The following is a 25,356-nucleotide window of genomic DNA, read 5'->3' as shown; positions in this document are numbered from 1 at the left end:
GACGCATGGTCATGCGTCACCGTGCCGGCGCATGCGGCGCCGGCGTCATCGGTTCAGGCTCGGGGGGGCTCGGGTAGCGGCGTCCCATGCACGCTCGCGAAGGACGCCGAGGCGGGCCAGGACAGGGTCGCACGGGACGCGACGGGAGCCGGGACGGCGACCGTCCCCGGCAGCAGGAACGCGGCACTTGCGAGGCACAGGGCCATCAGCGGGCAGCCCTTGGTGCAATCGGGCTTCTTCGCCGTTTCCTTCGGGCAGCAGGGCATGTCGTCCATGGCCATCGCGGCCATGTCCATCGCACCCATGTCGGCATGATCCATGACCATGCCGTGGTGAACGACCGGCATCGAGGCCGCGGCCTCGTGAGCCATGGACGCATGCATGCCCGCAGTGGCCGCCGGAGCGGTCACCGGCGTCAGGGCGAGGCTGAGAACCGCCAGCAGCGGCAACAGTCGCCTAAGGGCAAGCCAGAGGGTCACTGATGAAGGATGCCAAATTCTACAGTCGGGCGAAAGCCCGTTCCGAATTCCTCGAACGACGCAGGACCAGGTTGGTTGCAAGCACCCGTCAAGCGGGCACCGCTGGGAACCCGGCCGCAACGATGGCTCCGGCGATCCGGTCGGCCGGGCCGGCGGCATCGGACACGGTCACGAGCTTGGCGCCGAGGTCCACATCCACCCCGGCTCCCGGCTCGATCCCAAGCACCGCGCGGGTCACGGACTTGGCGCATCCGCCGCATCCCATTCTGTCGACCTTGTATCGGAACATGACGCTCTCCCTTCGATGGCGTCACGTCGAGATGGGGCTTCCCATAGTGGTAAGGTCAAGGGTCGCCGGCCGATGTCCTCTCACGCTTGCCCAAATGCTTGAACGATGCCCCCGACGGCGCGTGCGGCGGCATCTGGCGGGCATCCAATTCCGTGAACCCAGGTGGATCGGGAAACGGGCCGGCGCTTAGCGTACGCGCCACAACAACAGGGCGAGCACTACGTTGCCCAGGGCAAGAACGGTCAGGACGGTATAGGTCGCATCGGCTCCGCCATGTGTCAGCACGACGGCCCCGAGGTATGGCGCGAGCGCCTGCGCCACCAGGCCCGGACGTGCCAACCGGCCGACGAGCGGGGCGTAGCGTTCCGGACCGAACAGGGCCAGGGGCACCATACCCCGTGCAATCGAGTAGATCCCGTTGCCGGCCCCGTAGAGGACCAGCGCCAGCCCGACCAAGGGTAGGCCGGCCGCCAGCATCGTGACCCCGAGGACCACCAGGATCATGGCGGCGGTCAGGGTCCAGAGTGGGTGATGCCGGCCCTTCCCGGCCATCTCGACGATGCGCGCCCCCACCTGCGACGGTCCGATCAGGGCGCCGTAGGCGACGGCCGAGGCCAGCGCGACGCCACGGGCTTGCAGCAGGGTGATGAGGTGCACCGACACCATGGCCATCACCGTGCCCCCGAGGGTCAGCACCCCCGTCATGAGGAGGAAGGCACGGTGTTCCCGACCATGGAGACGAATGACGGGGCTCGGGCCTGCGGGTCGCGTGACTGGGTGTGGGGGCGGGCGGGGGATCGCGAGCAGGACGAGCGGCAGCGTGACCGAAAGGTGCAACCCGGCATAGGCGAGGCAGGTCCCGCGCCAGCCGACCAGTTCGACGAGGAAGGCCGAGAGCGGCCAGCACACCGTGCTGGCGAAACCGCCCCACAGGGTCAGGGTCGTGATGGCGGACCTGGCCTCGGCGCCGTAGAGGCGTCCGAGCGTGGCGAAGGCGGGGTCGTACAACCCGATGCCCATGCCGAGGCCGACGAGAAGCCAGGCCGCCAGGTAAGCCGTGAGGTTCGGGGCCAGGGCGAGGCCCGTGAGGCCCAGCGCCAGGGCGATGGCGGCGAAGGCCAGCACCGGCCGCCCGCCATGCTCCCCGATGAAGGCTTCCACCCGCGGCGAGACGAGGCCCGCGACGAGGAGGCCGGCCGACAGCCCTCCGATGACCCAGCCGAGGGGCCATCCCGTATCCTTCGACATCGGCGCGGCCAGCACCGACAGTAGGTAGAACGAGGAGCCCCAGGTCAGGATCTGGACGACGCCCAGGGCCGAGATCACGGGCCATCGACGCGTCGGGGGCATCGCCGTGCTACCGAGCCCCGAGCAGGGGCAGCCACAGTGCCAGGGCCGCCAGGGTGACGAGCAACACCGGCGGGGTGATCACGAGGCCGACCCGCATGTACTGACCCCAGGTGATGCGCTGGCCCTTGGTATCGAGGACGTGGAGCCAGAGCAGGGTCGCCAGACTCCCGATGGGCGTGAACTTCGGTCCGAGGTCGCAGCCGATGACGTTGGCGTAGACCATGAGCTCGCGCATCAGGGGCGGCAGGTCCGGGGCCTGCTGGATGGAGAGCGCGCCGACGAGCACGCTCGGCATGTTGTTCATCACCGAGGACAGGATGGCGGCGGCGAACCCGGTCCCGAGGGTGGCGATGACTGGTCTGAAGCCCGAGAGCCAAACGAAGCCCTGAGCCAGGTAATCGGTCAGGCCTGCGTTCTTCAGACCGTAGACGACGAGGTACATGCCGAGGCTGAACAGCACGATCTGCCACGGCGCGCCGGCGAGTACCTTGCGGATCGGGATGACCCGGCTCCGGTTGGCCAGCACCAGGAGAATGAGGGCGCCGGCGCAGGTCACGACCGAGACCGGCACGCCGAACGGGGCCGTCACGAAGTAAGCGACCAGCAGCAGCCCGAGGAGCGGGAAGGCCGCCTTGAACACAAGCGGGTCCTTGATCGCGTGGCGGGGCGCTTCGAGCTCGGCCACCGGGTACGCGGCCGGAAGGTCGCGCCGGTAGAACAGCCACAGCACCACCAGGGTCGCGGCGAGCGAGACGAGGTTCACCGGCACCATCACCGCGGCGTAGCGGCTGAACGAGATGTCGAAGAAGTTCGCCGAGACGATATTGACGAGGTTCGAGATCACCAGCGGCAGGCTGGTGGAATCGGCGACGAGCCCGCAGGCCACGATGAAGGCCAGCGCAGCCGCCGGCTTGAAGTCGAGGCGCAGCAGGATGGCCAGCACGATGGGGGTCAGCAGCAGGGCGGCGCCGTCGTTGGCGAACACCGCCGCGATGGCTGCGCCGAGGAGGATCACCAACGGGAACAGCAAGCGGCCCCGTCCGCCGCCCCACCGGGCGATGTGGAGCGCCGCCCAGTGGAAGAAGCCGGCCTCGTCGAGCAGCAGCGAGATGATGATCAGCGCCACGAAGGTGAAGGTGGCGTCCCAGACGATGTGCCAGACCAGCGGGATGTCGCCGGGATGGATGACCCCGGTGGCGAGCGCGACCGCGGCCCCGATCAGGGCGCTCCACCCAATCCCGAACCCCTTCGGCTGCCAGATGACGAAGACGAGGGTGACCACGAAGATGGCGAGCGCGAGCATCGGGACCGTTTCTTGTTCTTGCCGATCTGGGCAGGATCAGGCGGTGGCGACGCGCCGGCCGTGCTCGTCGACGACCCGCTCGCCGTCCTCCTTGACGAACGCACCCTGCTGGGCGGGCAGGAGATCGAGGACCGCCTCCGACGGGCGGCATAGCGCGACGCCCTTCGGGCTTACGACGATGGGTCGGTTGAGCAGGATCGGGTGCGTCTCGATGGCATCGAGAAGCCGGTCGTCGGTGAGCGCAGTATCGGCCAAGCCGAGCTCCGCGTAGGGCGTACGCTTTTCCCGAAGGAGATCACGGATTGTGACGCCGGCTCGCTCGGCGAGCTGGCGGACTAGCGTTCGGTTCGGCGGGGTCTTCAGGTACTCGACGACGTGCGGCTCGATGCCGGCGTTGCGGATCAGGGCCAGGGTGTTGCGGGACGTCCCGCAATCCGGGTTGTGATAGATGACGACGTCCATCACGCGACCTCCGGACGGGGCGAGGTGGTGCCAGCCTGCTGGCCGATCTCGCGAACCTTGGACGTCAGGGAGACCTGGTCGAGGCTCGCCATCGGCAGGGCGAGGAAGGCCGAGATCCGGTTCTTGAGGTAGCGCTGCGCGGTCACGAAGGCCGTCTTGCGCGCGATGTCGCTACCCTCGACCGCGGCAGGGTCCTCGATGCCCCAGTGCGCCGTCACCGGCTGGCCGGGCCAGAACGGGCAGGCCTCGCCGGCGGCGTTGTCACAGACCGTGAAGACGAAATCCATGACCGGTGCGTCGGGCTTGGCGAACTCGTCCCACGACTTCGAGTGCATGCCCTCCGTCGGGTAGTCGCTCTCGCGCAGGACCTGGAGCGCCATCGGGTTCACCTCCGGCTTGGGCTGGCTGACGGCGGAGAAGGAGCGAAAGCGACCCTTGCCGTCCTTGGCAAGCATCGCCTCGGCGAGGATCGAGCGGGCGGAGTTGCCGGTGCAGAGGAACAGGACGTTGTAGACGCGGTCAGGCATTGGCGGTGTTTCCCGTGGGTAGGCAACAGGCGGACAAGGCAGCGACGGCGGGGGCGCAGACCTCGGGTCGGCCCTGGCAGCAATCGCGCATCAGGAACTGGATGAGCTCGGACAGGTCCGGGTAGGCGGCGCTGTAGATGATCGAGCGCCCCTCCCGCCGGGAGGTGACCAGCCCCGAATGGCTGAGTTCCTTGAGGTGGAACGACAGGTTGGTGCCGGACACGCCGACGGCCTCCGCCAGCATGCCGGCCGCCATGCCCTCCGGCCCGGCGGTGACGAGCTGGCGTACGATGCGCAGCCGATGCTCCTGCCCGAGGGCCGCGAACGCGGCGACGGCTTGCCGGTCGCCCATCATAATGTCAATGTCTCAACCATCGTTGAAATTTAGAGGAATGGAACGTCTTGGACAAGCCCCTCCAGCCCTTCGCCGATGGAATGCCGAACCTGAGCGAGGGGCATTTCGTGGTCCCGACGACCGACGTGCTGCGGGTGGCGACGCCGTTCACCCACGCTCCACGCTTCCTGGTCCTGTACGGATCGCTGCGGGAGCGCTCATTCAGCCGCTTTCTCGCCTACGAGGCCGCGCGCCTCCTAGAGGCGATGGGCGGCGAGGTTCGGATCTACGACGCGCACGGCCTACCGCTTCCCGACGACGCCACGGCCGACCATCCCAAGGTGCAGGAGCTCAGGAACCTCTCGATCTGGTCGGAGGGTCACGTCTGGGTCAGCCCCGAGCGCCACGGCAACATGACCGGCGTGATAAAGAGCCAGATCGACTGGCTACCACTGTCCGAGGGGTCGGTGCGTCCGACGCAGGGCAGGACCCTCGCCGTGATGCAGGTCTCCGGTGGCTCTCAGTCGTTCAACGCGGTCAACAACCTTCGCATCCTGGGGCGCTGGATGCGGATGATCACCATCCCGAACCAGTCGTCGGTGCCGATGGCCTACAAGGAGTTCGACGACGCCGGCCGGATGAAACCCGGGCCGCTCTACGACCGGGTGGTCGACGTCTGCGAGGAGCTCTTCAAGTTCACGCTCCTAACCCGCGAGCGCTCCGACCATCTCGTCGACCGCTATTCCGAGCGGAAGGAGCGCGAGCCGGAGCGCCTGAAGGCCGTTGCCGCCGACATCGGGTTCCAGACCCGGCCAGCATGAGGATCACCGATCTGAAAACCCGTCAGGTCGCGCGATGGATCTCGTCGACGACCTTGGCGGCGTCGTAGGGCTTCGGCAGGAACGGGCCGTGATCGGGGATCTCGCCATCGGCGGACCGTTTAAGTCTTAAGGTGACGACGAGGCGGATGTCGGGTCCAGTCTCGTGGACGCGCTCTGCCATGGTCACCCCGCACATGCTGCCCGGCATGTCGAAGTCGCAGAAGGGCGCCCAGATATCGGAGCGCTCGTGCGGCATGAACCACGCCCCTACGGCATGGTGTGCTTCGATGGTCGCGGAGCCCGCATGCACCCCGGTCGTACCGCTTTCCGGCCATCGACGACTTGGCCGGCGGCGCTCCGAAGTCACGCCCACCCTCGCCACACTTCTGAGGCAGGCGAGCACGATACCCGCCGGTCGTAGCCGGTACCGGTCGACGGGCGTCTCCGGTCATGCCCTGGGGCGTGGGTTCATGCCGTCGCTTCGGCCCAGGGACGCGGCCTCTCGGGATCGGGGCGGCGCCCCCTGTCCGGCCTGGGTGCCAGCAGGAGCACTAGGGCGCCCAAGGCCATGCAGCACAGCGAACCGAGCAGGACGCCGATCTTGGTCTCCGCTTCGAGTTCCGGGCTGGCGGCGAAGGTCAGCAGCCCGATGAAAAGGCTCATGGTGAAGCCTACGCCGCACAGCAGCGACAGGCCGTAGAGGTGCCACCATCCCGCATGGGCCGGCCGCCGCGCCCACCCCAGCCTCACCGCGGCCACCACCGCCCCGAACACCCCGACCTGCTTGCCCACGAACAGGCCCAGCGCCACGCCGAGCGTTACCGGATCGAGCAGCGTCTTCCCCGACATGCCGGCGAACGAGACCCCGGCATTGGCGAACCCCAACACCGGGAGCACCAGGCAGGCGGACCATGAATGGATCGCATGCTCCAGCTTGTGCAGGGGCGAGGTCGGGTCGTCCGGCTTTCCGACGCTCGGGCGGAGATGAATCGTCAGGGCCAGGAGGACGCCCGCGATGGTCGCGTGGATGCCGGATTTCAGCACCAGGAACCAGAGCACCGCGCCGAGGACGAGGTAGGGCGTCAGCCGGCTCACCCCCGCCTTGTTCATGCCGAACAGGACCGCGAACACGGCCGCCGCCCCGCCGAGCGTCGGAAGCGACAGGTCCGCGGTGTAGAAGGCGGCGATGATGAGGACCGCCCCGAGGTCGTCGATGATGGCGAGCGCGGTCAGGAAGACCTTGAGCGACACGGGCACGCGCGACCCGAGCAGGGCCAGCACCCCGAGGGCGAAGGCGATGTCGGTCGTGGTCGGGATCGCCCAGCCGCGCAGGGTCTCGGGGGACGACCGGTTGGTGGCGACGTAGACCAACGCCGGGGCGACCATGCCGCCCAGCGCCGCGATGCCGGGCAGCACCCGGTCGGGCCAGGTCCGCAGGCGACCGTCGAGGACCTCGCGCTTGATCTCCAGGCCGACGAGCAGGAAGAACGCCGCCATCAGGCCGTCGTTGACCCAGTGCAGGACGCTGAGCCCGCCGACGTGGATCTTCAGGATCGCGAAGTAGGTCTCCGACCAGCCGGAGTTCGCGACGGCCAGCGCCAGGGCGGCGCTCGCCATCAGGATCAGGCCGCCGGAGGCCTCGCCCTGCAGGACGTTACGCAGGGCGGAAATCGGGCGGGGGGGGCAGCGGCATGGGCATAGGTCTCCCGCGCTGGCGGCCCGACCAACGCTGAAGCCTGCCGGTCCGAAGGTCGGACCGCGCACCCATGGCCGGCTATCGCATCCGTGGTCCCATCCGGCAATCCGAAGCCCGGAGCGTCCTGGGACGGTTCATGTCAAGCAGCCCGCCCCGCCGCACCGACGCCGACCTGGCTGACGCTCCAATGCTCCAGGTGCTTGTAGACGATGACCTTGTTCGCGAGTTGGGCACCGTGCCGGCTGCAGAAGCCTTCGAGCTGCTCGCGGGTGCCGATCAGCTCGACGCACATGGTCAGCTCGGGGTTGAGCGACTCGGCGCTGTCGTCCTGGATCGGCCCATGGTTGCTGTAGCCATGGTGGGACTGGTGGGCGACGGCGTTCATGAGGCCCTCCGCCTTGGCCTGGGCGACGAGCTCCCGATAGAGCGGCTTCGAGCCAGAGAACCACCGGCCCTTGCCGCCGCCGCCGCGCTCGCCCGGCTTCATGTAGATACGGATCATGCCGGTGTCGGCGGCGACGACGCGATGCGATGGGGTCATGACGTCTCCTCGGTGATGGGGCGCTCGGCCAACGGTGCGACGGTCGGCACCCGGCCCGTACGGGCCTGGCGCAGGGTCATGCCGTCCGGGATGTTGGCCGCCGCCGACTTCGGGACCGCGATGCGCTGCGACAGGTAGATGCCGTTGTGACCCGAGCAGAGGTAAGCCAGGAAGCACGCGACGGCGAGATAGACCCCGTGCGTCGCGCCGAAGAGCTCGATGCCCATCAGCGTGCAGGCGAGCGGCGTGTTGGCTGCGCCGGCGAAGACCGCGACGAACCCCAGCGCCGCGAACAGGTCCACCGGCGCGCCGAGCGGCCCGGCCAGGGCGTTGCCGAGCGCGGCCCCGATGAAGAACAGCGGCGTGACCTCGCCGCCCTTGAACCCGGCGCTGAGGGTCACGACCGTGAACAGGATCTTCAGGGCCCAGCTCCAGGGATGGATGTCCGGTCCGAAGAAGGTGTTGATCGTGAGCCCGTCGGGCGTGGCCGCCGAGACGCCGAGCCCGAGGTAGTCGCGCGTCCCGAGGGCGTAGACGAGGCCGATCACTACCAGGCCGCCGATCACCGGGCGAAGCGGCCCGTACGGGACCAGGCGCTTGAGCCATCCGCCGAGGAGATGGTTGGCCTCCGCGAACAGCAGCCCGGCGAGGCCGAACGCGACGCCGGCGAGGGCGACCTTGGCAAGGAGCAGCGGATCGACGGTCAGGGCCTTCGCGCCGCCGGCGAGGAAGTCCACGTGGTAGAAGCCGTGGTGGATGCCCCAGGCCTGGCAGGTCCAGTCGCCGACCACCGCGGCAAGGAGGCAGGGCACCAGCGCGGCGTACTCGACGCGACCGACCGCGAGCACCTCCAGCGCGAACACCGCGCCGGCGATGGGCGTGCCGAAGACCGCGCCGAAGCCGGCGGCGATACCCGCCATCAGGAGCAACCGGACCCCGGCCGCATCGACCCCGAAGAGCTTGCCGAAGGCGCTGGCGAGGCTGCCTCCCATCTGGACGGCGGTACCCTCGCGCCCGGCCGACCCGCCGAACAGGTGCGTGACGATGGTGCCGAGGAAGATAAGCGGCGCCATCCGGAGCGGCACGCCGCCGTCCGGCTCGTGGATCTCCTCGACGATGAGGTTGTTGCCGCCTTCCACGCTCTTGCCGAACAGGTGGTAGAGCAAGCCGACGGCACAGCCCCCGAGCGGAAGCAGGAACAGGAACCAGGGATGGTCGAAGCGCGCCTGGGTGGCCGCGTCGAGGCTCCACAGGAAGGCCGCGCAGAGGGTGCCGACCGCCGCGGCCATCGGCACGAGGATGGCCGACCACCGCGCCACCGAAACGGCATGGGCGTGCCGCGTGCGGACGAACGCCGAGAGGTTCAGGCTGTCGAAGAGATTTTGGAAGGTCGCGCGCATGAGTCCCCCTTGTTGCGGCGCCGCAAAAGGTAGGAGTCATTAGCCCAGGGGGCGGTTTGGCCGAAAGGCCCGGCAGATTCCATTGCCGTGGACGGGAGATGCCTTCGCCTCGCCCGTTCGTCAAGACCCAACTCCCGCGCGCCCGGGCCCCATCCCGAGTGGGGATGGGGCCCGGGTCGTTCGAAAGCATCACGAAAGACGGTGGATGGTCCAGGTTCCGGGACATGTCTATGCCGTCCGCGGCCGAGGCCGGCGCGTTCGACGCCGGCCCGGGGCGGAGCGCATCCCATGACCCTTTCCTGGCTCGGAGCCGTCATCACCTTCCAGGTGACCTTCACCGAACTCTTCATCGCCGCGACGGTGATGATGGCCGGGGCGTACCGGTTCGGATGGCGCAGCGTCCTGGCGGGCTCCATCCTTGGCGGGCTGGCGGTGTCGATCCTCGCGGTCGTCCTGCGCAAGGCGGCCTACCTCCTGGCCCTGAACGTCCTGGATTGGATCTCGGCGGTCTTGCTGCTCGGGTTCGGCCTGTACCTGCTCTACGAGTTCATCGACGGGCTCTCGAAGCGCGATGCCGGCACGGCCCCCGGCTCGACGGACGCGAATTGGTCGCGGCCGATCAACACCGCGGGCCTCGGCGTCGCCGCCTGGGCCCTGGTCGCCGAGGGGCTTGAGATCCTGGTGGTCTGGCTCGGCGTCTCGCTTCGGGAGGGCGCGGGAACGGCGACCCTCGGGGTCGGCATCGGGGTCGTGCTCGTGGCGACCTTGGCTTTCGCCCTCGGCGGCACCGGGATCTTCCGGAATGTGCCGCCCTACGTCCTCGACGGGGTCGCGGCCCTCATGGTGACGGCCTACGGCGCCTATTTCCTGTCCCTTGCCGTGACCCGCGCGTGATCGGTCGACGAAGGGATTGACCCGGACGACGGATTAATCCACGTTCCCGGACGTGGGATGGGGATGAAGCTCCCCGATAACTGCCGGCCCCCTATGGGCCGGACGATAGCTTCTACCGAGCGCTTCGGCGCGGGTAGAGCTATGTGTTGGCCCGCACCGTCACGCTCATGACCGCAACCGGATCGCCCCAAGGCGGTCCCTCATGAGCCGACCGATGACCCTGCCCGATCCAAGACCGTCCTGATGCCCGCCGTCGCCCACCAGGCGCGGTCCGGGCCTTTTCCCGTTCGCGCACGAAAAAAGGCGGAGCCATAAGGCTCCGCCGCGACCAGGGCACACGCCTCCGAGCGGTCACAAGAATACATGTGATTAGGTCTAGTCTGTCGCAGGAATAAGGATAGCCACTCGATAGTCTGAGTCAACGCATAAAAGCGATGTCTCGGAATAATAAAGAGCGGCATCTTTATTTAAAAAACAGGACTATTTGCGCCCCTGATAAGGCCATGGCTTTTTCGGGCGACGTTGTATTGGCTAAATCAGTATCTGCATGATAATGACTGGATAATTCTGTCGCACTTAGAAAATGCTTATTGCGCTGGTCTTATAATTCGATACTTCTACCGGCGCTCCACTTGTGCTCCCGGACGATGATCTTGGGGCTCAAGGGGAATGCGGCCCCGGTCCGGGGCCCGGCGCGGAAGCGCGCAGGGCCGACACGTCGCCGCCGACGGACCGGGATGCGGTGACGAAACCCCTGGCGGACACAACGTCCGGGTTCAAACGCTCAAATGGAGGAACACCTATGAGGAAGATCGCCTTTGCGGCGTCCGTCGCCTACGCCGCGACGCTCCTGCCGGCCGCCATGCCGGCCATCGCGAACGAAAACCTGATGAAGCTGATGCAGGACCCCAACCAGTGGGCGTTCCCGGGCCTCGACTACACGAACCAGCGCTATTCGAAGCTCGACCAGATCAACAAGGACAACGTCAAGAACCTCCAGGTGGCCTGGACCTTCTCGACCGGCGTGCTGCGCGGCCATGAGGGCGCCCCGCTCGTCATCGGCAACATGATGTACGTCCACACCCCGTTCCCGAACATCGTCTACGCGCTCGACCTCGACCACGAGGCCAAGATCGTGTGGAAGTACGAGCCCAAGCAGGACCCGTCGGTGATCCCGGTGATGTGCTGCGACACGGTCAACCGTGGCCTGGCCTACGCCGACGGCGCCATCATCCTGCACCAGGCCGACACCACGGTCGTCTCGCTCGACGCCAAGTCCGGCAAGGTGAACTGGTCGGTCCAGAACGGCGATCCGAAGAAGGGCGAGACCAACACCGCCACCGTGCTGCCGGTGAAGGACAAGGTCATCGTCGGCATCTCGGGCGGCGAGTTCGGCGTACGCTGTCACGTGACCGCCTACGATCTCAAGTCCGGCAAGAAGGTCTGGCGCGCCTACTCCGTCGGCCCGGACGACGAGATGCTCGTCGACCCGGAGAAGACCACCTACCTCGGCAAACCGGTGGGCAAGGATTCTTCGCTGAAGACCTGGGAAGGCGACCAGTGGAAGACCGGCGGCGGCTGCACCTGGGGCTGGTACTCGTACGACCCCAAGCTCGACCTGATGTACTACGGCTCGGGCAATCCCTCGACCTGGAACCCCAAGCAGCGTCCGGGCGACAACAAGTGGTCGATGACCATCTGGGCGCGTAACCCCGACACCGGGCAGGCCAAGTGGGTCTACCAGATGACCCCGCACGACGAGTGGGACTACGACGGCATCAACGAGATGATCCTCACGGATCAGAAGGTCGACGGCAAGGAGCGCCCGCTCCTGACCCACTTCGACCGCAACGGCTTCGGCTACACCCTGGACCGCGCCACCGGCGAACTCCTCGTCGCCGAGAAGTTCGATCCGGTCGTCAACTGGGCCTCCAAGGTCGACATGGACAAGGGCTCCAAGACCTACGGTCGCCCCCTCGTCCAGGCCAAGTTCTCCACCGAGCAGAACGGCGAGGACACCAACTCCAAGGGTATCTGCCCGGCCGCGTTGGGTTCGAAGGACCAGCAGCCCGCTGCGTTCTCGCCGAAGACCAACCTGTTCTACGTGCCCACCAACCACGTCTGCATGGACTACGAGCCGTTCCGGGTGACCTACACCCCGGGCCAGCCCTACGTCGGTGCGACCTTGTCGATGTACCCCGCGCCGAACAGCCATGGCGGCATGGGTAACTTCATCGCCTGGGACGGCGTGAAGGGTAAGATCGCGTGGTCCGATCCCGAGCAGTTCTCGGTCTGGTCGGGCGCCCTCGCCACCGCCGGCGACGTTGTCTTCTACGGCACGCTCGAAGGCTACCTGAAGGCCGTCGACTCCAAGACGGGTAAGGAACTCTACAAGTTCAAGACCCCGTCGGGCATCATCGGCAACGTGATGACCTACCAGCACAAGGGCAAGCAGTACGTCGGCATCCTGTCGGGTGTCGGTGGCTGGGCCGGCATCGGCCTCGCGGCCGGCCTGACCGACCCGAACGCCGGCCTCGGCGCGGTGGGCGGCTACGCCGCCCTGTCGAGCTACACCAACCTCGGTGGCCAGCTCACCGTGTTCGCCCTGCCGAACTGATCGGTCGCGAACACCAAGGAGCCTAGGGTGCCGGTGCGGGTCCTCCGCGCCGGCATTTCCCTGTCCGCACCACCCTTCGCCCGGAGTCCGCGTGATCGCCTCCCCAGTACCCCCGCCGGGGCGATGTCTCGTCCTCGTCCGCCATGGCCAGAGCCAGGCCAACGCCGACGGCCTTTTCACGGGACTGCTCGACTCACCCCTCACCGAGCGGGGCCGACAGGAAGCCTGCTCGGCCGGGCTGCGGCTCAAGGACGAAGGATTTCGCTTCGCCTCAGCCTTCACGTCGACCCTCGCGCGGGCCATCGCGACCTCCCGGCTGGCGCTCGATGCCCTGGGGCAGGCCGATCTGGTGCCCCTCCGGGATGCCGCCCTGGACGAGCGCGACTACGGCGACCTCAGCGGCCTTGGCAAGCAGGGCGCCTACGAACGTTTCGGGGCGGAGCGGATCGAGGGCTGGCGGCGCTCCTACAAGGGTCAGCCGCCGAACGGCGAGAGCCTCCGGGACACCGTCGCCCGGGTCGTGCCCTTCCACCTGAGGCATATCCAGCCGGCGGCGATGCGCGGTCCGACGCTGGTCGTCGCCCACGGCAACTCGTTGCGGGCCTTGGTGATGGTGCTCGAAGGACTGGGCCCAAGGGAAATCGAATCCGTCGAGATCGCGACCGGATCGATCCGGGTCTACGAGTTCGGTCCGGATACCACCATCGCATCCCGCCGCATCATCGACTGAGCTCCGGCTCCGTGCCCGTTCCGGATCGAGCCGGTGCGGCCTCGGCTCCTTCCCGCTCGATCTCGCCGCGGGATTGAAGCCAGAGGGCGAGGATCCAGCAGGACACCGCCCAGGCAGCGCCCACGCACCATCCGGCGAGGACATCGCTCGGGTAGTGCACGCCGAGGTAGATCCGGCTCAGCCCAACCGCCACCGTCAGGAACACGCTCAGGCCCATGAAGTACGACTTCACCCGGCGGTCGGCGCTCCCTCGGGTCAGGAGGACGCCGAGTGTCAGGAAGGTGACGGTGGCAAGCGTTGCGTGACCGCTCGGGAAGCCCGGCGTGAAGACCCGCACCGCGTTCGGGAAGTCCGGCCTGGGGCGGTCGATGCCGTACTTGAGCAAGGTACTTGCGATTGCGCCGCCGAGGACCGCGGCCACCATCACCATCGCGAGGCCGCGCTTGCGGACCAGCATGAGGTAACCAACGGTCGCGGCCGAAAGGAAGCCGAGGAAGACGAAGCTTCCCAGCGCGGTGACGTCCCGTCCCGTCTCCTGCACCCAGGCCGGTCCTATGGGGATGGCGAGATCCTTGCCCGTTCGAAGCGCGGTGAGCACCGCCAGGTCGAACCGTGCCGTTCCGCCCTCGATCACCTCGTCGGCGAGAAGCCCGAAGCCGAGGAGTAGTGCCACGACGAGGAAGGCGCCCGCCGCCAGCCCGAAGTCGCGCTGCCCCATGCGTGCTAGGAGCGATGGGGTGATCCCGGCGGCCTTGATCCCATCGGTCGCGACCGGCAGCGAGGGCCGGGTCATCGCGGCGCCCCGGAACGCCTGAGGACGCTTTCCACCAGGATTAGGCCAAGCCCTCCGAACAGGAAGATCGCGGCCGATGTCGTGCCGGCCTGTCCGTAGGCGCGCACCAGCCAAGCCGCCCCGACCCAGGCGACGATGGAGGCGGCGAAGCCGACATCGTCCACGACCAATCCCAGGAGTTCGCGAAGGACGGTTCCGAGCCAGTGCATGCGGATGCCTAGAGGTTGGGGAGGGGACGAAGGGCGGCGGCACGTCGACGGCACGTCGGCACGGCCAGAACCGAGAGGCCGAGGAAGCCCGCGGTCAGCGCCGCGACCGCCCAGTCGCCGCCGGGCCAGTCGAGGCCGATGCCCTCGCCGACCCAGAACGCGCCGAAGGCCGACAGGAGGACGCCGACCGTGAACTTGAGCGTGTTCTCCGGCACCATCGACAGGGGGCGGTGAAGCGCGACGCCGAGCGCCACCACGACGATCAGGGCGCCGAGCGCCCCGAGGCTGGCGGGGACCAGGAGTCCCGCCCCGCCCGCACCGACGGCGACGACGATGAAGACGACTTCCAGGCCTTCGAGCATGGTGATCTTGAAGGCGGTGGTCACGGCCACCGCATCCCATCGAAGGCGGCCGCCGCCTCCGGTGCCCAGCGCGGCCGCCTGCTTGCCGTAAGCCTCGTTCTCGTCGTGCAGGGCGATGACCCCGGCGGAGCGGAGGATGGCCTTCCTCAGCCAACGCATGCCGAACAGCAGCAGCAGGCCGCCGACGACGAGTTGTACGTCCCGCAGGGGGATGCGGGTCAGCAGCGGGCCGAAGAGCAGCACGATGGCAAGGAGGACGGCGAGGGCGCCCGCGGCGCCCGCGAGGGCGTTCTGCCAACCCCGGGTCGCGCCGACGGCGAGCACGATGGTGAGGGCCTCGACGAACTCGACGATGGAGGCGAGGAACGCCGCAAGTGCCGTGGGCCATGCATGCACCCAGTCGATGGCCATTCCGATCCTCCCTGCCGCTCGACCGCTGGGCCGGACGCGGTTTCCGTCGAGAGGAATTGTTGCTCTTGCTACCGATGTCAACGTTAATGTAGAAAATGCTACATCATGGTTCCAAACGGGGCACCACCGACTGGCGGAGGCGAAGCCGATGGCGGACGAGTTCGGCGACACGGTCCGGTGGCTGATGCCATCCCTGTCCCCCGCCGTTGCCCGGGTCGCGGGTTACCTGGATCAGAACCGGGCGACGGTTCTCGCAAGCTCGGCCCAGCAGATCGCCACGCATCTCGCGACATCGGACGCGACCGTGATCCGCGCCGTCCAGGCGCTGGGGTTCGATGGCCTGCCCGATCTCAAGCAGGCGCTCGCCGCCGGACTCGACGGCCGACGGACGCCGGCGACCGACATGCGTCGAACGCTGGCGGAAGTCGGCGCCACCACCGGCGATGCCATCGATGCCGTGCTGGAAGCGCACCGGGAGGGGATGGAAGCGCTCCAGACGGAGGACGGACGCGCGGGTATCCTCGCGGCGGTCACCGCCCTGCATCCAGCGACCCGGATCGGCGTCTTCGGGATCGGCCCCTCCGCGCATCTTGCCCGGTACGTGGCCTTCCAACTTACGCGCTCGGGACGGCAGAGCCTGCTTCTAGATGCGACGGGATGGTCGCTGGCCGACCAGTTGCTGGGCCTGCATGCCGACGACGCGGTCGTACTCCTGGCCTACGGCAAGCCCTACCGCGAGGTGCAGGCCGTGATGGGCGAGGCGCACCGTCTGGGCCTGCCCGTGGTCCTCGTGACCGACACGGAGACCAGCACCATCGCCCGCAAGGCCACGGTCGTGCTGTTGGCCCGTCGCGGCCGCGCGAACCAGGTCGCCCTTCACGCCACCACGCTCGTCGCCCTGGAGGCCGTCATCCTCGGCCTGGCCGCGGCCGAGCGCGACACCGCCCTTCGGCAACTCGCCAACCTCGACCGGCTGAGGAAGCTGATCGGGTCCTGAGCGGCAGCCGTGACGCCGCCGACCCATCGACCTGACGGAGGACCCATCCATGGCCGACGACCGAACCGGTATCGAAGCGAGCAAGGTCCCGGAGATCACGCTGGCCTTCTGGGGGATCAAGATCGTTGCCACGACCCTGGGCGAGGTCGGCGGCAACGCCGTCACCCTGACGTTGGGTCTGGGCTACCTCGTCGGCACCCTGATCTTCGCGACCCTCCTGGCTGTCGCCGTGGCGGCCCAGATCAAGGCCAAGCGGTTTCACCCGTCCCTGTACTGGGCCGTCATCACTGCGACGACCTTGGCGGGAACGACGATGGCCGATCTCTTCGACCGGTCGCTGGGCATCGGCTACCTTGGCGGGTCGCTATCCCTCCTCGCGCTCGTGCTGGGCTCGCTCGGCCTCTGGTACAGGTCGGAGGGGACGGTCGCGGTCGAGACCGTCTCGACCCCGAAGGTGGAATGTTTCTACTGGCTGACCATCATGTTCTCGCAGACGCTCGGCACCGCGTTGGGCGACTGGATGGCCGACGACACCCCACTCGGCTACAACGGAAGCGCCCTGCTGATCGTCTGCGCCCTGGCCGTCACGGCCGGTCTCTACTTCTTCACGAAAACCTCCCGCACGGCGCTGTTCTGGGCCGCCTTCATCCTGACGCGTCCGCTCGGTGCGACGGTCGCGAACTCGCTCGACAAGCCCTCTGCCCAGGGTGGCCTGGGGAACAGCGACCTGACCATCTCGGTGGTGCTCGCGGCGTTGATGGTCGTATGCGTTCTGGTCGTTCCCCAGAGGGCCGGCCACCATCCGGCGTCGGCTTAGCCTCGACGTTCCGAGGAAGGCCGAGGCGGGAATTTCGCGGGTCGTCGATTTCTGTGCCTCCACCCTTGAGGCAGATCGAGGACCGGCGTCGCTCCCATGTGGGCCTTCCCCCTGATCGCGAAAGCGTCGGGGATACGGTCGCGCGGATCGTCCCGTCCCACCTGACACTCGTCCAACGGGCCGCGATGCGGGGCGCGGGCGCGGTCCCCGGCCAGGGCAAAGCGTTGCGGGCGTCGGCGATGGTGCCGAAGGGCCTTTGGCCGAGAGAGGTCGAGCGTCATCGAGGTCGCGACCTCCCGACAAACGCCGCAAACCTGCCGACCCGACTTTCGGACCGCGCACCCAAGGGGCCTGTCGCACCGGCGGATGAAGACGGCAGCCCGCATCCGTCCGCCCTTGCGAAGGATGACGCCACGGTCAGTTGCCGCCCACGGCGAAGGTCGCCCCCGGCTTGTCGTGGGTGCCGACGCACTCGACCATCGTGGCCGTCGCCTCGTTCATGCCGACGACGTCGACCGCGATGCCGTGATGACGGAACTTCAGCACGACCCGGTCGAGGGCGTTGATGGCCGGGATGTCCCAGAAGTGCGCCGCCTGCAGGTCAGTCACGACCGCCCGCAGGGCCTCCTCGCGAAAATCGAAGGCGGCGTGGAAGGCTTCGGCCGTCGCGAAGAAGATCTGCCCGGTGACCTGGTAGGTCCGCACGTCGCCCTCACCGTGGGACGACCGGACGGCGAAGAACCTCGTGACCTTGTGGGCGAAGAACAGACCGCTGAGGACCACGCCGAAAAGGACGCCCTTGGCGAGGTCGTGGGTGGCGACCACCACCGCCACGGTGCCGAGCATCACGAAGCTCGACGCCTTCGGGTGGGTCACCAGGGTCCCGAGCGACTTCCACTGGAAGGTGTTGATGGCCACCATGATCATCACTGCAACGAGGGCGGCCATCGGGATCCGGGCCACGTAGGGACCAAGCACGACGATCAGGAACAGCAGTCAGGATCTATGAGCTTGCTGCGGACACGACGATCACGGCCCGCTGGATCGACGGGTGAATCCGCCTGTCGGCCCCCCACAATGGGTCTCCGCAAACTCTGAAGGGGTCCTCATTTCATCTATTTCAAAGATGAAAAGCATCTAATCATTCCGTTGGAGTGAATGAACGGGATCTGGGATTTTCCGGCATCACATCGGAGTCATCCATGTCCACGCCCAGACTTTTCTCCCACTCTCGTTCGACGCGTGCCTTGGCCGGCACGAGAGCCATCCTTCCGGGCCTGGGCCTCTGCGTGGCGGTCACTGCCGCAGCGGTCGGCTTCGAGGCCGTCGAGACGCACCTTTTCGGTCGCGCTTGGCTCGAAGCCCTGGTGCTGGCGATCCTGCTCGGGAGCGCAATCCGCACCGCCTGGACCCCGTCGCAGCGTTTCTTTCCCGGCATCGCCTTCGGGGCCAAGACCGTGCTGGAGATCGCGGTCGTACTACTCGGCGCGTCGCTCAGCCTCGCGACGATCCTCGCCGCCGGACCGGGCCTGCTCTTCGGCATCGCGGGCGTCGTCGTCGTGGCGATCCTGTCGAGTTACGGCATCGGCCGGGCGCTCGGGCTGCATCCGCGCATGGCGATCCTCGTGGCCTGCGGGAACTCGATCTGCGGCAACTCGGCGATCGCGGCCACGGCACCGGTGATCGGCGCCGACGGCGAGGACGTCGCGGCCTCCATCGCCTTCACCGCGGTGCTGGGCGTGCTGGTGGTGCTCGGCCTGCCGCTGCTGGTGCCGCTGCTCGGTCTGTCGCCGATGCAGTACGGCGTGCTCGCCGGCCTCACCGTCTACGCTGTTCCGCAGGTCCTCGCCGCCACCGCGCCGGTCGCGGCGCTCAGCGTCCAGGTCGGAACCCTGGTGAAGCTCGTCCGGGTGCTGATGCTAGGCCCGGTCGTCCTGATGCTCTCGCTCGGTGCGAGCCGGCTGCGCGAGGAAACCGACGAGGCCGCCCCCGGCGTCACTGCCGGCGACCGCCCGGCTCGCGCCGGCCTCGCGATCCACCGCCTGGTGCCGTGGTTCATCCTCGCCTTTCTTGCGCTCGCGGGCCTTCGCTCGGCCGGGCTGGTTCCGCAGGTCGCGCTCGCGCCGATGTCGGAGACCGCCAATCTGCTCACCGTGGTCTCGATGGCGGCGCTCGGCCTCGGGGTCGATGTGCGCAGCGTCGCCAAGGCCGGGGCGCGGGTGACCCTGGCGGTGGTCGCCTCGCTCGTCGCACTCGGCGCGGTCAGCCTCGGTCTAATCCGCGTGCTGGGCCTCGCTTGAACCGATCGGATGCGCCCGAGCCCCGGTCAGGCCCCGGCGAGGCAGGGCGAGACGAAGAGCTCCCCGCGATAGGCCCCGCGCAACGTGCGCACGGACACGATCAGCCAGAGCAGGGTCAGCAGGCCGACGAGGACCGCTCCGAGCCAGGCGAACCCGCTGAGTGTCGTCACTTCGCCGATCCGCAGGGTGGCCAGGGCATAGACGCCGAGCGGGAAGATGTAGCCCCACCAGCCGAGGTTAAACGGAAGGCCGGCGCGTAGGTAGCGAACCGTAACGGCGAGCGAGAGCAGGAACCACCAGGCCCCATAGCCCCAGAGAATCAGTGCGCCGATCAGACCCACGATCCTGAGGATGTCCGGAGCTCCAGCAAAACCGCCCGCCGCGAGAATCGGGCCACCGGCCTGCCCCAGCACGAGCAGGCCGAGCGCCCCGGTTCCGAGCGGACCGAGGGAGAGCCAGCTCGATGCGGCCATCTCCCGCGGCGGCAAATTGTGCAGCGCCATGCGCAGCACCAGGATCGCCAGGATGCTCAGCGCCAGCGGGACCGAGACGCCCCAGAGCACGAAGCTCGTGACGATGACGGCGAGTTGTTGGCTCTCGCCGCTTAAGGCTGGAGCGAGCAGGCCACCGGAGACGGCGACGACCTCGGCTGTCACCACTGGCAGCAGCCAGACGGCCGTCATCTGGTCGATGCGGTGCTCCTGACGGGTGAACATCAGGTAGGGGATCGCGACGGCACAGATCAGAGCGAGCGCCACGTCGAACCACCACAGCGGCAGGGCGATGCGGACGGTCTCTGCACCGAGATAGGGCGGACCGAATATCAGTAGCCCGTTCAGAAGCGTCGCCAGTGCCATCGGGATCGCCCCGAAGAACATCGACACCGTCGAGTGTCCGAAGATCCGTCGGGCGCCGTCGAAGTAGAAGATCCAGCGCGCGCCGTAGACCAGGCAGAAGGTGGCGAAGAGCACGACGGAGGCGAGCCAGAGCCCGAGCGGGACAGGGGCCAGCAGGGCATGTGTCGCCGGCAGACGGTCGAGGGCCAAGGCGACCACGCCAGTGCCCATCACCACGGTGAACCAGTTCGGCGTGAATTGCCGGATCACGTCACGCGGATGCTGGAGGCGCGAGAGCGGCTTTAGGCCTGTGCTGATCGCCAGCAGACTGGATTCGGACACGGGGTGCTCTCGGGCTTCGGAGGGTCAACGCACCGGCTCTAGCACGACCCTGCATCGCGCGCCGCCGCGATAGACAGCAGCTCGCAAGCGGCGCTTAATCATCAAAACAATCGATTAGAACTAGCTAATCAAACTATTGGAACGAATGATTATCGGCCGCTACCTTCCTGTGATCACGAACCGACGTGACGACCCCACCAGAAGGATATCGACCATGACACGTACGATCGCCGCCGTCGCCCTCGCCGCCTCCGTCTTCGTCGGCATGACGGTCCTCTCGCAGGCCCAGGGCCTCCGCGCTCCGCAGGCCCACTCCATCACCAGCCCATCCGCACTGATCTACGGCGACGCCGATGGCGCCAACGCCAAGAACCCGGCGCTCCCGGCCTACGCCCGTGGCCGCGGCCAGGAGACCGGCGGCCCGGCGCGGGAACTGATCGGACGCTGACAGCGCCCCCTTGGCCGCCGGGCATCCGTCCGGCGGCGCGTGAAGCCTTCGACCACCCGAATGGCAGGGAGATCCATCATGACCCGACCCACCTTCGAGACCACCGACGAGGCCCGGCAGGGCGAGACAAGCGGTCACATGCGCTGGGTCCTGTTCTGGACGGTCGCCCTGACCGTCGCCGCCGTCGGCACCGTCTGGCTGACGATCATCTGACCCGCCCGCCCGCCATTGATCGGAGATCGGAAATCTTCGGATGATCGCAATCGGAGATCGTTGAAATCTCAAACGATCATTGGATGGAATAATCGTCTCGCTGTAGCATCTCCTTTACGGAGGAACGCCTTTCCGCCGGGATGACTTGGATCGACGACACGATTTTCCGGCGGCGAGACCGAACCGTCCCGACCGACGCCAATGCCGTCCGCCGACGGCGACACCGAGATCTAGCGACCGGCCGACGCGGCCCAACAAACGATTCCAGGGAGACATCATGCGCCATCTGCACGAACCGTTGAACCGCCGCCTCGTCTTGGGTGGCCTAGGGCTCGGCAGCCTCGGCGCCGCCATGCCGGCCTGGGCGGCTGGCTCGGTGAAGCTTCCGCTGCCCGGCGGCCCGGACGAGCGGGCGCTGACCACGGCCTTTCCGGGCAAGGGCGAGATGATCCTCCAGCGCACCCATCCGCCGCTGCTGGAGACGCCGTTCTCGGTGTTCGACGAGGGTGTATTCACCCCCAACGACCGCTTCTACGTGCGCTGGCACTGGGCCTCGATCCCGACCGAAGTCGATGCCGGCACCTTCCGGCTTAAGGTCCACGGCCACGTCGAGAAGGAACTCTCGCTCTCGCTCGACGCCATCGCCGGCCTGCCGCGCTTCGAGATCGCCGCGGTCAACCAGTGCTCGGGCAATTCGCGCGGGCTGTTCGAGCCGCGGGTGCCCGGCGCGCAATGGGCCAACGGCTCGATGGGCAACGCCCGCTGGACCGGCGTGCGCCTCAGGGACGTGCTCGAAAAGGCCGGGGTGAAGGCCGGTGCCGTGCAGGTGCGCTTCAACGGCCTCGACGAGCCGGTGGTCGACGACGCGCCGGACTTCAAGAAGTCGCTCGATCTCGACCACGCCAACAATGGTGAGGTGATGATCGCCTACGCGATGAACGGCGAGCAGCTCCCGCTGCTCAACGGTTTCCCCCTCCGCCTCGTAGTGCCGGGCTGGTACTCGACCTACTGGGTCAAGATGCTGTCCGACATCGAGGTGCTGGACAAGCCCGACGACCAATATTGGATGAAGACCGCTTACCGCATTCCGGACGTGCCGGGCGCCAACATCAAGCCCGGCCAGACCGGCTTCAAGACGGTGCCGATCAACAGGATGGTGCCGCGCTCGTTCGTCACCAACCTGCAGGACGACGCCAAGGTGGCAGCCGGAACGCCGGTGGCCATCCGCGGCATCGCTTTCGGCGGCGATTGCGGGGTAAAGGCGGTCGAGTTCTCCGGAGACGGCGGGGCGACGTGGTTTCCGGCGCAACTCGGCGCGGACGAGGGCCCCTACAGCTTCCGCCGCTTCGACGGCAGCCTGCCGGCGCTGGCCGCCGGCACCCACACGGTCAGGGTCCGCTGCACCAACACCAACGGCGTCGCGCAGGGCATGGGCCGGGTCTGGAACGGGGCCGGCTTCATGCAGAACGGCATCGAGGCCGTGTCCTTTCAGGCCGCTTGAGGAGACCAGCCATGAACCCGATCCATCCGGCGGCCCTGATCGCCGCGCTCGCCTTGTCTCCTCTGGTGGCGCTTGCCGCCCCGGCCCCCGAGCCGATGCGCTTCACCTCGCAATCCATCGCGATGCCGACCTCCGACCGGACCTTCCCGGACGGGCCGGGGGCTGAGGCGGTCAACAACAACTGCCTCGCCTGCCACTCGGCCGGGATGGTGCTGACCCAACCCAAGCTCACGAAGGCGCAGTGGACCGAGACCGTGAACAAGATGGTCCACGTCTACAAGGCGCCCGTCGATCAGGCCGACGTGCAGACCATCGTCGACTACCTCACGGCGTTGAAGCCGACGCCCTGAACCCCCGAATCCCGAGGCCGCCGCACTTTTTTCGGCGGCCTCGGGGAATAGACCGCACCTTCTGGCATCTCCCCTGGGGGATGCCTGGCCGGATCGGTCTCGCATCACATCATCTGATTTCAACTCCGCCCTCACGGCCGGCCCCTGGCCGCCGAACGAGCGCGCATGCCCGAGAGACACGCTTCATGACCCACGTCCGCACCAGCCTGCGCGCCCTCGTCGCCGGAGCCGCCTTGCTCCTCGCCCAGGGCCAGCCCGGGTTCGCCGCCGGCTTCGACGGGGCGATCAAGAACAACGCGCTGGCGCTGAACGCCGCCGGGACCGTCGCCGCTGTGTCGAACAGCGAAGAGAGCGCCGTCGTCGTCTACGACGTCGCCAAGGGCACGGTGCTGCGCCGCCTCGACGGCTTCGTCACGCCGCGTAACATCGTGTTCGCGCCGGACGGCGCCCGCTTCTACGTCTCCGACAGCGGTACCGGCAGGATCACGGTCTACGAGACCGCCACCGGCAAGGAGGCCGGCGTTCTCGCCGCGGGCCCCGGCGCGTTCGGCACGGTGCTCTCGGCCGACGGGACCAAGCTCTACGTCAACAACGAGGCCGCGAGCACGCTGACCGTGTTCGACACCAAGACCATGCTCGCCGAGGCCGTGATCCCCGGCTTCGCGCAGCCGCGCCAAGGCGTGAAGTTGTCGCCGGACGGCAAGACTGTGTTCGTGACGAACTTCCTCGGCGACAAGATCACGTTGGTCGATACCGCCACGAACAAGATCACCGGCGAGATCGCCGGGTTCGACAAGCTGCGCGCCATCTCGATCACCAAGGACGGTAAGACGCTGTTTGCCGCCAACAGCGGCCGCAACACCATCGGCGTGGTCGATGTCGCCGCCCGTAAGGTCACCTCCGAGGTGGCAGTGGGCAAGGACCCCTACGGCGCCGCGCTGACCCCGGACGGGCACTTCGTCTATTCGGGCAACCTCAAGGACAACTCGCTCTCGGTGATCGACACCGGCACCCTCAAGGTCGTCGCCACGGTGACCGGCCTGAACGAGCCGCGCCAGGCAATCGCGTTCTCGGCCGACAACGCCCACGCCTACGTCCTCAACCGCGACCTCAGCGTCGCCGTGGTGGACCGGGCGAAGAACGCGGTCATCTCGACCATGAAGCCCTGAGGCGTCGCGCGTCGGGTGCCTTCTCGGCTCCCGGCGCGTTCCCGATGTCGACACGTCACGAACGCAGGACAAAGACCCCATGCTCGGCCTGTTCCAGCGCAAGGACCGCCTCATCGTCCACGGAAAGGCGCCCTACAACGCCGAGCCGCCGCTCGATCGCCTGCGCGCCGCCTTCCTTACCGATCAGGCCGACTTTTACGTCCGCAGCCACGGCGACATCCCGGACCTCGACGAAGACAGCTACCGTCTGATTATCGACGGGATGGTCGCGTCGCCGCTCGACCTCTCGCTCGCCGATCTCAAGGAACGCTTCGCGCCCGTCACCGTCACGGCGGTGATGCAATGCGCCGGCAACCGCCGGGCCGACATGCTGGCGGTGGCGCCGGTCTCCGGCGACCCGTGGGCGCCCGGCGCCATTGGCAATGCGGAGTGGACCGGGGTGCGCCTCGCCGACGTGTTGCGCGCCGCCGGAATCGACGCCAGCGGCGAGCGCCACGTGGCCTTCGAGAGCCATGACCGGATCGCGGAGACGGACACCCGCTTCGGCGCCTCGATCCCGCTCGCTAAGGCGCTGGCCCCCGAGACGCTGCTCGCCTTCGCGATGAACGGCGAGCCTCTCGCCCCCGAGCACGGCCATCCGTTGCGCGCGGTCGTTCCAGGATTTGCCGGCATCCGCAGCCCGAAATGGCTCGCCCGCATCACGGTGCAGGATCACCCCTCCGACAACCCGATGCAGGCCGACGACTACAAGCTGTTTCCGCCCGACGTGACCGCCGAGACCGCCGTCCCGGCCCACGGCATCACCATCGAGGCGATGCCGCTCAACAGCGCGATCTGCGAGCCCGCCCGCGGCGCAGCGTTGAAGGCCGGCCGGCAAGCGATCCGCGGCTACGCCATCGCCAGCGACCGCGCGGTCGCCCGCGTCGATGTCTCGACGGATGGCGGTCGCAGCTGGGCGCAGGCCCGGATCGACCGCGACGCCGACGCGCCCTACGCCTGGACGTTCTGGGAGATCGAGCGCGAGCTGACGACCGGCGAGCACGAACTCGCGGTGCGGGCCTGGGATTCCGCCGGCCAGACCCAGCCGGCCGCGCCCGACGACACCTGGAACTACAAGGGCTACCTCAGCGCCGCTTGGCACCGGGTGCGGGTAACGGTGGCCTGA

28 protein-coding genes, 1 pseudogene and 2 riboswitches are annotated in these 25,356 nt (G+C 67.9%); of the genes and pseudogenes, 13 read left to right on the top strand and 16 right to left on the bottom strand.

What is annotated here, in order from left to right; all coding sequences use genetic code 11:
• Positions 1 to 53 precede the first annotated feature (53 nt).
• The 7 genes from AC0IXR_RS05560 to AC0IXR_RS05530 all read right to left on the bottom strand — a co-directional run bounded on the left by AC0IXR_RS05560 (position 54) and on the right by AC0IXR_RS05530 (position 4,762).
• Positions 54 to 479: a hypothetical protein gene (locus AC0IXR_RS05560; RefSeq protein WP_471759994.1), complete on the bottom strand. Its 426-nt coding sequence runs from the start codon at positions 477 to 479 to the stop codon at positions 54 to 56.
• Between the two features lie 88 nt (positions 480 to 567).
• Positions 568 to 768, bottom strand: a complete 201-nt coding sequence (locus AC0IXR_RS05555; protein WP_471759992.1) for a heavy-metal-associated domain-containing protein — start codon at positions 766 to 768, stop codon at positions 568 to 570.
• Positions 769 to 954: 186 nt separating this feature from the next.
• Entirely contained in the window at positions 955 to 2,118 is a 1,164-nt protein-coding gene (locus AC0IXR_RS05550; RefSeq protein WP_471759990.1) for an MFS transporter, read from the bottom strand.
• Positions 2,119 to 2,125: 7 nt separating this feature from the next.
• Positions 2,126 to 3,421, bottom strand: coding sequence for an arsenic transporter (locus tag AC0IXR_RS05545; RefSeq protein ID WP_471759988.1), 1,296 nt, complete (start codon positions 3,419 to 3,421; stop codon positions 2,126 to 2,128).
• Positions 3,422 to 3,457: 36 nt separating this feature from the next.
• Positions 3,458 to 3,883, bottom strand: coding sequence for an arsenate reductase (glutaredoxin) (arsC, locus tag AC0IXR_RS05540; RefSeq protein ID WP_153873556.1), 426 nt, complete (start codon positions 3,881 to 3,883; stop codon positions 3,458 to 3,460).
• Positions 3,883 to 4,410: an arsenate reductase ArsC gene (locus AC0IXR_RS05535; RefSeq protein WP_153873557.1), complete on the bottom strand. Its 528-nt coding sequence runs from the start codon at positions 4,408 to 4,410 to the stop codon at positions 3,883 to 3,885. Before AC0IXR_RS05535 ends, arsC begins: the two co-directional genes overlap by 1 nt.
• Positions 4,403 to 4,762: an ArsR/SmtB family transcription factor gene (locus tag AC0IXR_RS05530; RefSeq protein ID WP_194939334.1), complete on the bottom strand. Its 360-nt coding sequence runs from the start codon at positions 4,760 to 4,762 to the stop codon at positions 4,403 to 4,405. Before AC0IXR_RS05530 ends, AC0IXR_RS05535 begins: the two co-directional genes overlap by 8 nt.
• A 50-nt stretch (positions 4,763 to 4,812) precedes the next feature.
• Between AC0IXR_RS05530 and arsH the strand changes: the two genes are divergently transcribed.
• Positions 4,813 to 5,565, top strand: a complete 753-nt coding sequence (gene arsH, locus AC0IXR_RS05525; RefSeq protein WP_153873559.1) for an arsenical resistance protein ArsH — start codon at positions 4,813 to 4,815, stop codon at positions 5,563 to 5,565.
• A 22-nt stretch (positions 5,566 to 5,587) separates the two neighbouring features.
• On the opposite strand, the gene AC0IXR_RS05520 is transcribed toward arsH, so the two are convergent.
• From AC0IXR_RS05520 to AC0IXR_RS05505, 4 genes are all read right to left on the bottom strand, one after another.
• Complete coding sequence (locus AC0IXR_RS05520) at positions 5,588 to 5,821, bottom strand: response regulator (protein WP_153873560.1); 234 nt, start codon at positions 5,819 to 5,821, stop codon at positions 5,588 to 5,590.
• 212 nt (positions 5,822 to 6,033) lie between these two features.
• Complete coding sequence (gene nhaA / locus AC0IXR_RS05515) at positions 6,034 to 7,236, bottom strand: Na+/H+ antiporter NhaA (protein ID WP_471760248.1); 1,203 nt, start codon at positions 7,234 to 7,236, stop codon at positions 6,034 to 6,036.
• A 164-nt stretch (positions 7,237 to 7,400) separates the two neighbouring features.
• Positions 7,401 to 7,802: a DUF190 domain-containing protein gene (locus AC0IXR_RS05510; protein ID WP_471759986.1), complete on the bottom strand. Its 402-nt coding sequence runs from the start codon at positions 7,800 to 7,802 to the stop codon at positions 7,401 to 7,403.
• Positions 7,799 to 9,202, bottom strand: coding sequence for a voltage-gated chloride channel family protein (locus tag AC0IXR_RS05505; protein WP_471759984.1), 1,404 nt, complete (start codon positions 9,200 to 9,202; stop codon positions 7,799 to 7,801). The genes AC0IXR_RS05510 and AC0IXR_RS05505 overlap by 4 nt, the downstream gene beginning before the upstream one ends.
• 23 nt (positions 9,203 to 9,225) lie before the next feature.
• A riboswitch (Fluoride riboswitch) is annotated at positions 9,226 to 9,298 on the bottom strand.
• A gap of 192 nt (positions 9,299 to 9,490) precedes the next feature.
• On the opposite strand from AC0IXR_RS05505, the gene AC0IXR_RS05500 reads away from it, so the two are divergent.
• The 3 genes from AC0IXR_RS05500 (at position 9,491) to AC0IXR_RS05490 (ending at position 13,443) form a co-directional block, all read left to right on the top strand.
• A complete protein-coding gene (locus AC0IXR_RS05500) occupies positions 9,491 to 10,096 on the top strand; it encodes a hypothetical protein (RefSeq protein WP_471759983.1) in 606 nt (201 codons plus the stop codon).
• Positions 10,097 to 10,146: 50 nt separating this feature from the next.
• Positions 10,147 to 10,218, top strand: a riboswitch (Fluoride riboswitch).
• Between the two features lie 740 nt (positions 10,219 to 10,958).
• Positions 10,959 to 12,713 carry a lanthanide-dependent methanol dehydrogenase XoxF5 gene (xoxF5, locus tag AC0IXR_RS05495; RefSeq protein WP_471760246.1) on the top strand — a complete coding sequence of 585 codons (1,755 nt, stop codon included), beginning with the start codon at positions 10,959 to 10,961 and terminating at the stop codon, positions 12,711 to 12,713.
• 91 nt (positions 12,714 to 12,804) lie between these two features.
• Positions 12,805 to 13,443, top strand: a complete 639-nt coding sequence (locus AC0IXR_RS05490) for a 2,3-bisphosphoglycerate-dependent phosphoglycerate mutase (RefSeq protein WP_147840828.1) — start codon at positions 12,805 to 12,807, stop codon at positions 13,441 to 13,443.
• Here the strand turns inward: AC0IXR_RS05490 and AC0IXR_RS05485 are convergent.
• From AC0IXR_RS05485 to AC0IXR_RS05475, 3 genes are read right to left on the bottom strand one after another with little or no spacing between them, the layout of a single operon-like run.
• The gene (locus AC0IXR_RS05485; RefSeq protein ID WP_147762556.1) at positions 13,433 to 14,236 is read right to left on the bottom strand and encodes a phosphatase PAP2 family protein; all 804 of its coding nucleotides are present in this window, start codon (positions 14,234 to 14,236) and stop codon (positions 13,433 to 13,435) included. The two genes, AC0IXR_RS05490 and AC0IXR_RS05485, sit on opposite strands and share 11 nt — an antisense overlap.
• Positions 14,233 to 14,445, bottom strand: a complete 213-nt coding sequence (locus tag AC0IXR_RS05480; protein ID WP_147762555.1) for a hypothetical protein — start codon at positions 14,443 to 14,445, stop codon at positions 14,233 to 14,235. Before AC0IXR_RS05480 ends, AC0IXR_RS05485 begins: the two co-directional genes overlap by 4 nt.
• 8 nt (positions 14,446 to 14,453) lie before the next feature.
• The gene (locus tag AC0IXR_RS05475) at positions 14,454 to 15,218 is read right to left on the bottom strand and encodes a TMEM165/GDT1 family protein (RefSeq protein ID WP_153873566.1); all 765 of its coding nucleotides are present in this window, start codon (positions 15,216 to 15,218) and stop codon (positions 14,454 to 14,456) included.
• Between the two features lie 148 nt (positions 15,219 to 15,366).
• Between AC0IXR_RS05475 and AC0IXR_RS05470 the strand changes: the two genes are divergently transcribed.
• Together AC0IXR_RS05470 and AC0IXR_RS05465 are read left to right on the top strand one after the other, a co-directional pair.
• The gene (locus AC0IXR_RS05470; protein WP_471759981.1) at positions 15,367 to 16,215 is read left to right on the top strand and encodes a MurR/RpiR family transcriptional regulator; all 849 of its coding nucleotides are present in this window, start codon (positions 15,367 to 15,369) and stop codon (positions 16,213 to 16,215) included.
• A gap of 49 nt (positions 16,216 to 16,264) precedes the next feature.
• Positions 16,265 to 17,032, top strand: coding sequence for a COG4705 family protein (locus AC0IXR_RS05465; RefSeq protein WP_471759980.1), 768 nt, complete (start codon positions 16,265 to 16,267; stop codon positions 17,030 to 17,032).
• A 417-nt stretch (positions 17,033 to 17,449) separates the two neighbouring features.
• Here AC0IXR_RS05465 and AC0IXR_RS05460 read toward each other — a convergent pair.
• Positions 17,450 to 18,028: pseudogene (locus AC0IXR_RS05460) on the bottom strand (STAS domain-containing protein); the annotation flags it as partial.
• Between the two features lie 206 nt (positions 18,029 to 18,234).
• Between AC0IXR_RS05460 and AC0IXR_RS05455 the strand changes: the two are divergent.
• On the top strand, positions 18,235 to 19,332 hold the full coding sequence (locus tag AC0IXR_RS05455; RefSeq protein ID WP_471759979.1) for a YeiH family protein: 1,098 nt from the start codon (positions 18,235 to 18,237) through the stop codon (positions 19,330 to 19,332).
• A gap of 26 nt (positions 19,333 to 19,358) precedes the next feature.
• Here the strand turns inward: AC0IXR_RS05455 and AC0IXR_RS05450 are convergent, their stop codons facing one another.
• Positions 19,359 to 20,510, bottom strand: coding sequence for a TDT family transporter (locus AC0IXR_RS05450; protein ID WP_471759978.1), 1,152 nt, complete (start codon positions 20,508 to 20,510; stop codon positions 19,359 to 19,361).
• A 214-nt stretch (positions 20,511 to 20,724) separates the two neighbouring features.
• On the opposite strand from AC0IXR_RS05450, the gene AC0IXR_RS05445 reads away from it, so the two are divergent.
• The 6 genes from AC0IXR_RS05445 to AC0IXR_RS05420 all read left to right on the top strand — a co-directional run bounded on the left by AC0IXR_RS05445 (position 20,725) and on the right by AC0IXR_RS05420 (position 25,356).
• Positions 20,725 to 20,958 (top strand): hypothetical protein, encoded by a 234-nt coding sequence (locus tag AC0IXR_RS05445; RefSeq protein ID WP_153873569.1) that lies wholly within the window; start codon positions 20,725 to 20,727, stop codon positions 20,956 to 20,958.
• 78 nt (positions 20,959 to 21,036) lie between these two features.
• Positions 21,037 to 21,171, top strand: a complete 135-nt coding sequence (locus tag AC0IXR_RS05440; protein ID WP_274533822.1) for a hypothetical protein — start codon at positions 21,037 to 21,039, stop codon at positions 21,169 to 21,171.
• Between the two features lie 277 nt (positions 21,172 to 21,448).
• Entirely contained in the window at positions 21,449 to 22,672 is a 1,224-nt protein-coding gene (locus AC0IXR_RS05435) for a molybdopterin-dependent oxidoreductase (protein WP_471759977.1), read from the top strand.
• An 11-nt stretch (positions 22,673 to 22,683) separates the two neighbouring features.
• Complete coding sequence (locus tag AC0IXR_RS05430; RefSeq protein WP_153873571.1) at positions 22,684 to 23,022, top strand: c-type cytochrome; 339 nt, start codon at positions 22,684 to 22,686, stop codon at positions 23,020 to 23,022.
• 185 nt (positions 23,023 to 23,207) lie between these two features.
• A complete protein-coding gene (locus tag AC0IXR_RS05425; protein WP_153873572.1) occupies positions 23,208 to 24,191 on the top strand; it encodes a beta-propeller fold lactonase family protein in 984 nt (327 codons plus the stop codon).
• 79 nt (positions 24,192 to 24,270) lie between these two features.
• The gene (locus AC0IXR_RS05420) at positions 24,271 to 25,356 is read left to right on the top strand and encodes a sulfite oxidase (protein WP_471759976.1); all 1,086 of its coding nucleotides are present in this window, start codon (positions 24,271 to 24,273) and stop codon (positions 25,354 to 25,356) included.

It is taken from the genome of Methylobacterium sp. AC832, from assembly GCF_979256025.1.
This window is presented reverse-complemented; position numbering and strand designations above follow the sequence as displayed.

Bases quoted from the DNA above. Each gene is read 5' to 3' on its own strand.
- AC0IXR_RS05555 (WP_471759992.1), bottom strand. From the start codon at position 768: ATGTTCCGATACAAGGTCGACAGAATGGGATGCGGCGGATGCGCCAAG.
- AC0IXR_RS05550 (WP_471759990.1), bottom strand. From the start codon at position 2,118: ATGCCCCCGACGCGTCGATGGCCCGTGATCTCGGCCCTGGGCGTCGTC.
- AC0IXR_RS05545 (WP_471759988.1), bottom strand. From the start codon at position 3,421: ATGCTCGCGCTCGCCATCTTCGTGGTCACCCTCGTCTTCGTCATCTGG.
- arsC (WP_153873556.1), bottom strand. From the start codon at position 3,883: ATGGACGTCGTCATCTATCACAACCCGGATTGCGGGACGTCCCGCAAC.
- AC0IXR_RS05535 (WP_153873557.1), bottom strand. From the start codon at position 4,410: ATGCCTGACCGCGTCTACAACGTCCTGTTCCTCTGCACCGGCAACTCC.
- AC0IXR_RS05530 (WP_194939334.1), bottom strand. From the start codon at position 4,762: ATGGGCGACCGGCAAGCCGTCGCCGCGTTCGCGGCCCTCGGGCAGGAG.
- AC0IXR_RS05520 (WP_153873560.1), bottom strand. From the start codon at position 5,821: ATGCCGCACGAGCGCTCCGATATCTGGGCGCCCTTCTGCGACTTCGAC.
- AC0IXR_RS05510 (WP_471759986.1), bottom strand. From the start codon at position 7,802: ATGACCCCATCGCATCGCGTCGTCGCCGCCGACACCGGCATGATCCGT.
- AC0IXR_RS05505 (WP_471759984.1), bottom strand. From the start codon at position 9,202: ATGCGCGCGACCTTCCAAAATCTCTTCGACAGCCTGAACCTCTCGGCG.
- AC0IXR_RS05500 (WP_471759983.1), top strand. From the start codon at position 9,491: ATGACCCTTTCCTGGCTCGGAGCCGTCATCACCTTCCAGGTGACCTTC.
- xoxF5 (WP_471760246.1), top strand. From the start codon at position 10,959: ATGCCGGCCATCGCGAACGAAAACCTGATGAAGCTGATGCAGGACCCC.
- AC0IXR_RS05485 (WP_147762556.1), bottom strand. From the start codon at position 14,236: ATGACCCGGCCCTCGCTGCCGGTCGCGACCGATGGGATCAAGGCCGCC.
- AC0IXR_RS05480 (WP_147762555.1), bottom strand. From the start codon at position 14,445: ATGCACTGGCTCGGAACCGTCCTTCGCGAACTCCTGGGATTGGTCGTG.
- AC0IXR_RS05475 (WP_153873566.1), bottom strand. From the start codon at position 15,218: ATGGCCATCGACTGGGTGCATGCATGGCCCACGGCACTTGCGGCGTTC.
- AC0IXR_RS05470 (WP_471759981.1), top strand. From the start codon at position 15,367: ATGGCGGACGAGTTCGGCGACACGGTCCGGTGGCTGATGCCATCCCTG.
- AC0IXR_RS05465 (WP_471759980.1), top strand. From the start codon at position 16,265: ATGGCCGACGACCGAACCGGTATCGAAGCGAGCAAGGTCCCGGAGATC.
- AC0IXR_RS05455 (WP_471759979.1), top strand. From the start codon at position 18,235: ATGTCCACGCCCAGACTTTTCTCCCACTCTCGTTCGACGCGTGCCTTG.
- AC0IXR_RS05445 (WP_153873569.1), top strand. From the start codon at position 20,725: ATGACACGTACGATCGCCGCCGTCGCCCTCGCCGCCTCCGTCTTCGTC.
- AC0IXR_RS05440 (WP_274533822.1), top strand. From the start codon at position 21,037: ATGACCCGACCCACCTTCGAGACCACCGACGAGGCCCGGCAGGGCGAG.
- AC0IXR_RS05435 (WP_471759977.1), top strand. From the start codon at position 21,449: ATGCGCCATCTGCACGAACCGTTGAACCGCCGCCTCGTCTTGGGTGGC.
- AC0IXR_RS05430 (WP_153873571.1), top strand. From the start codon at position 22,684: ATGAACCCGATCCATCCGGCGGCCCTGATCGCCGCGCTCGCCTTGTCT.
- AC0IXR_RS05425 (WP_153873572.1), top strand. From the start codon at position 23,208: ATGACCCACGTCCGCACCAGCCTGCGCGCCCTCGTCGCCGGAGCCGCC.
- AC0IXR_RS05420 (WP_471759976.1), top strand. From the start codon at position 24,271: ATGCTCGGCCTGTTCCAGCGCAAGGACCGCCTCATCGTCCACGGAAAG.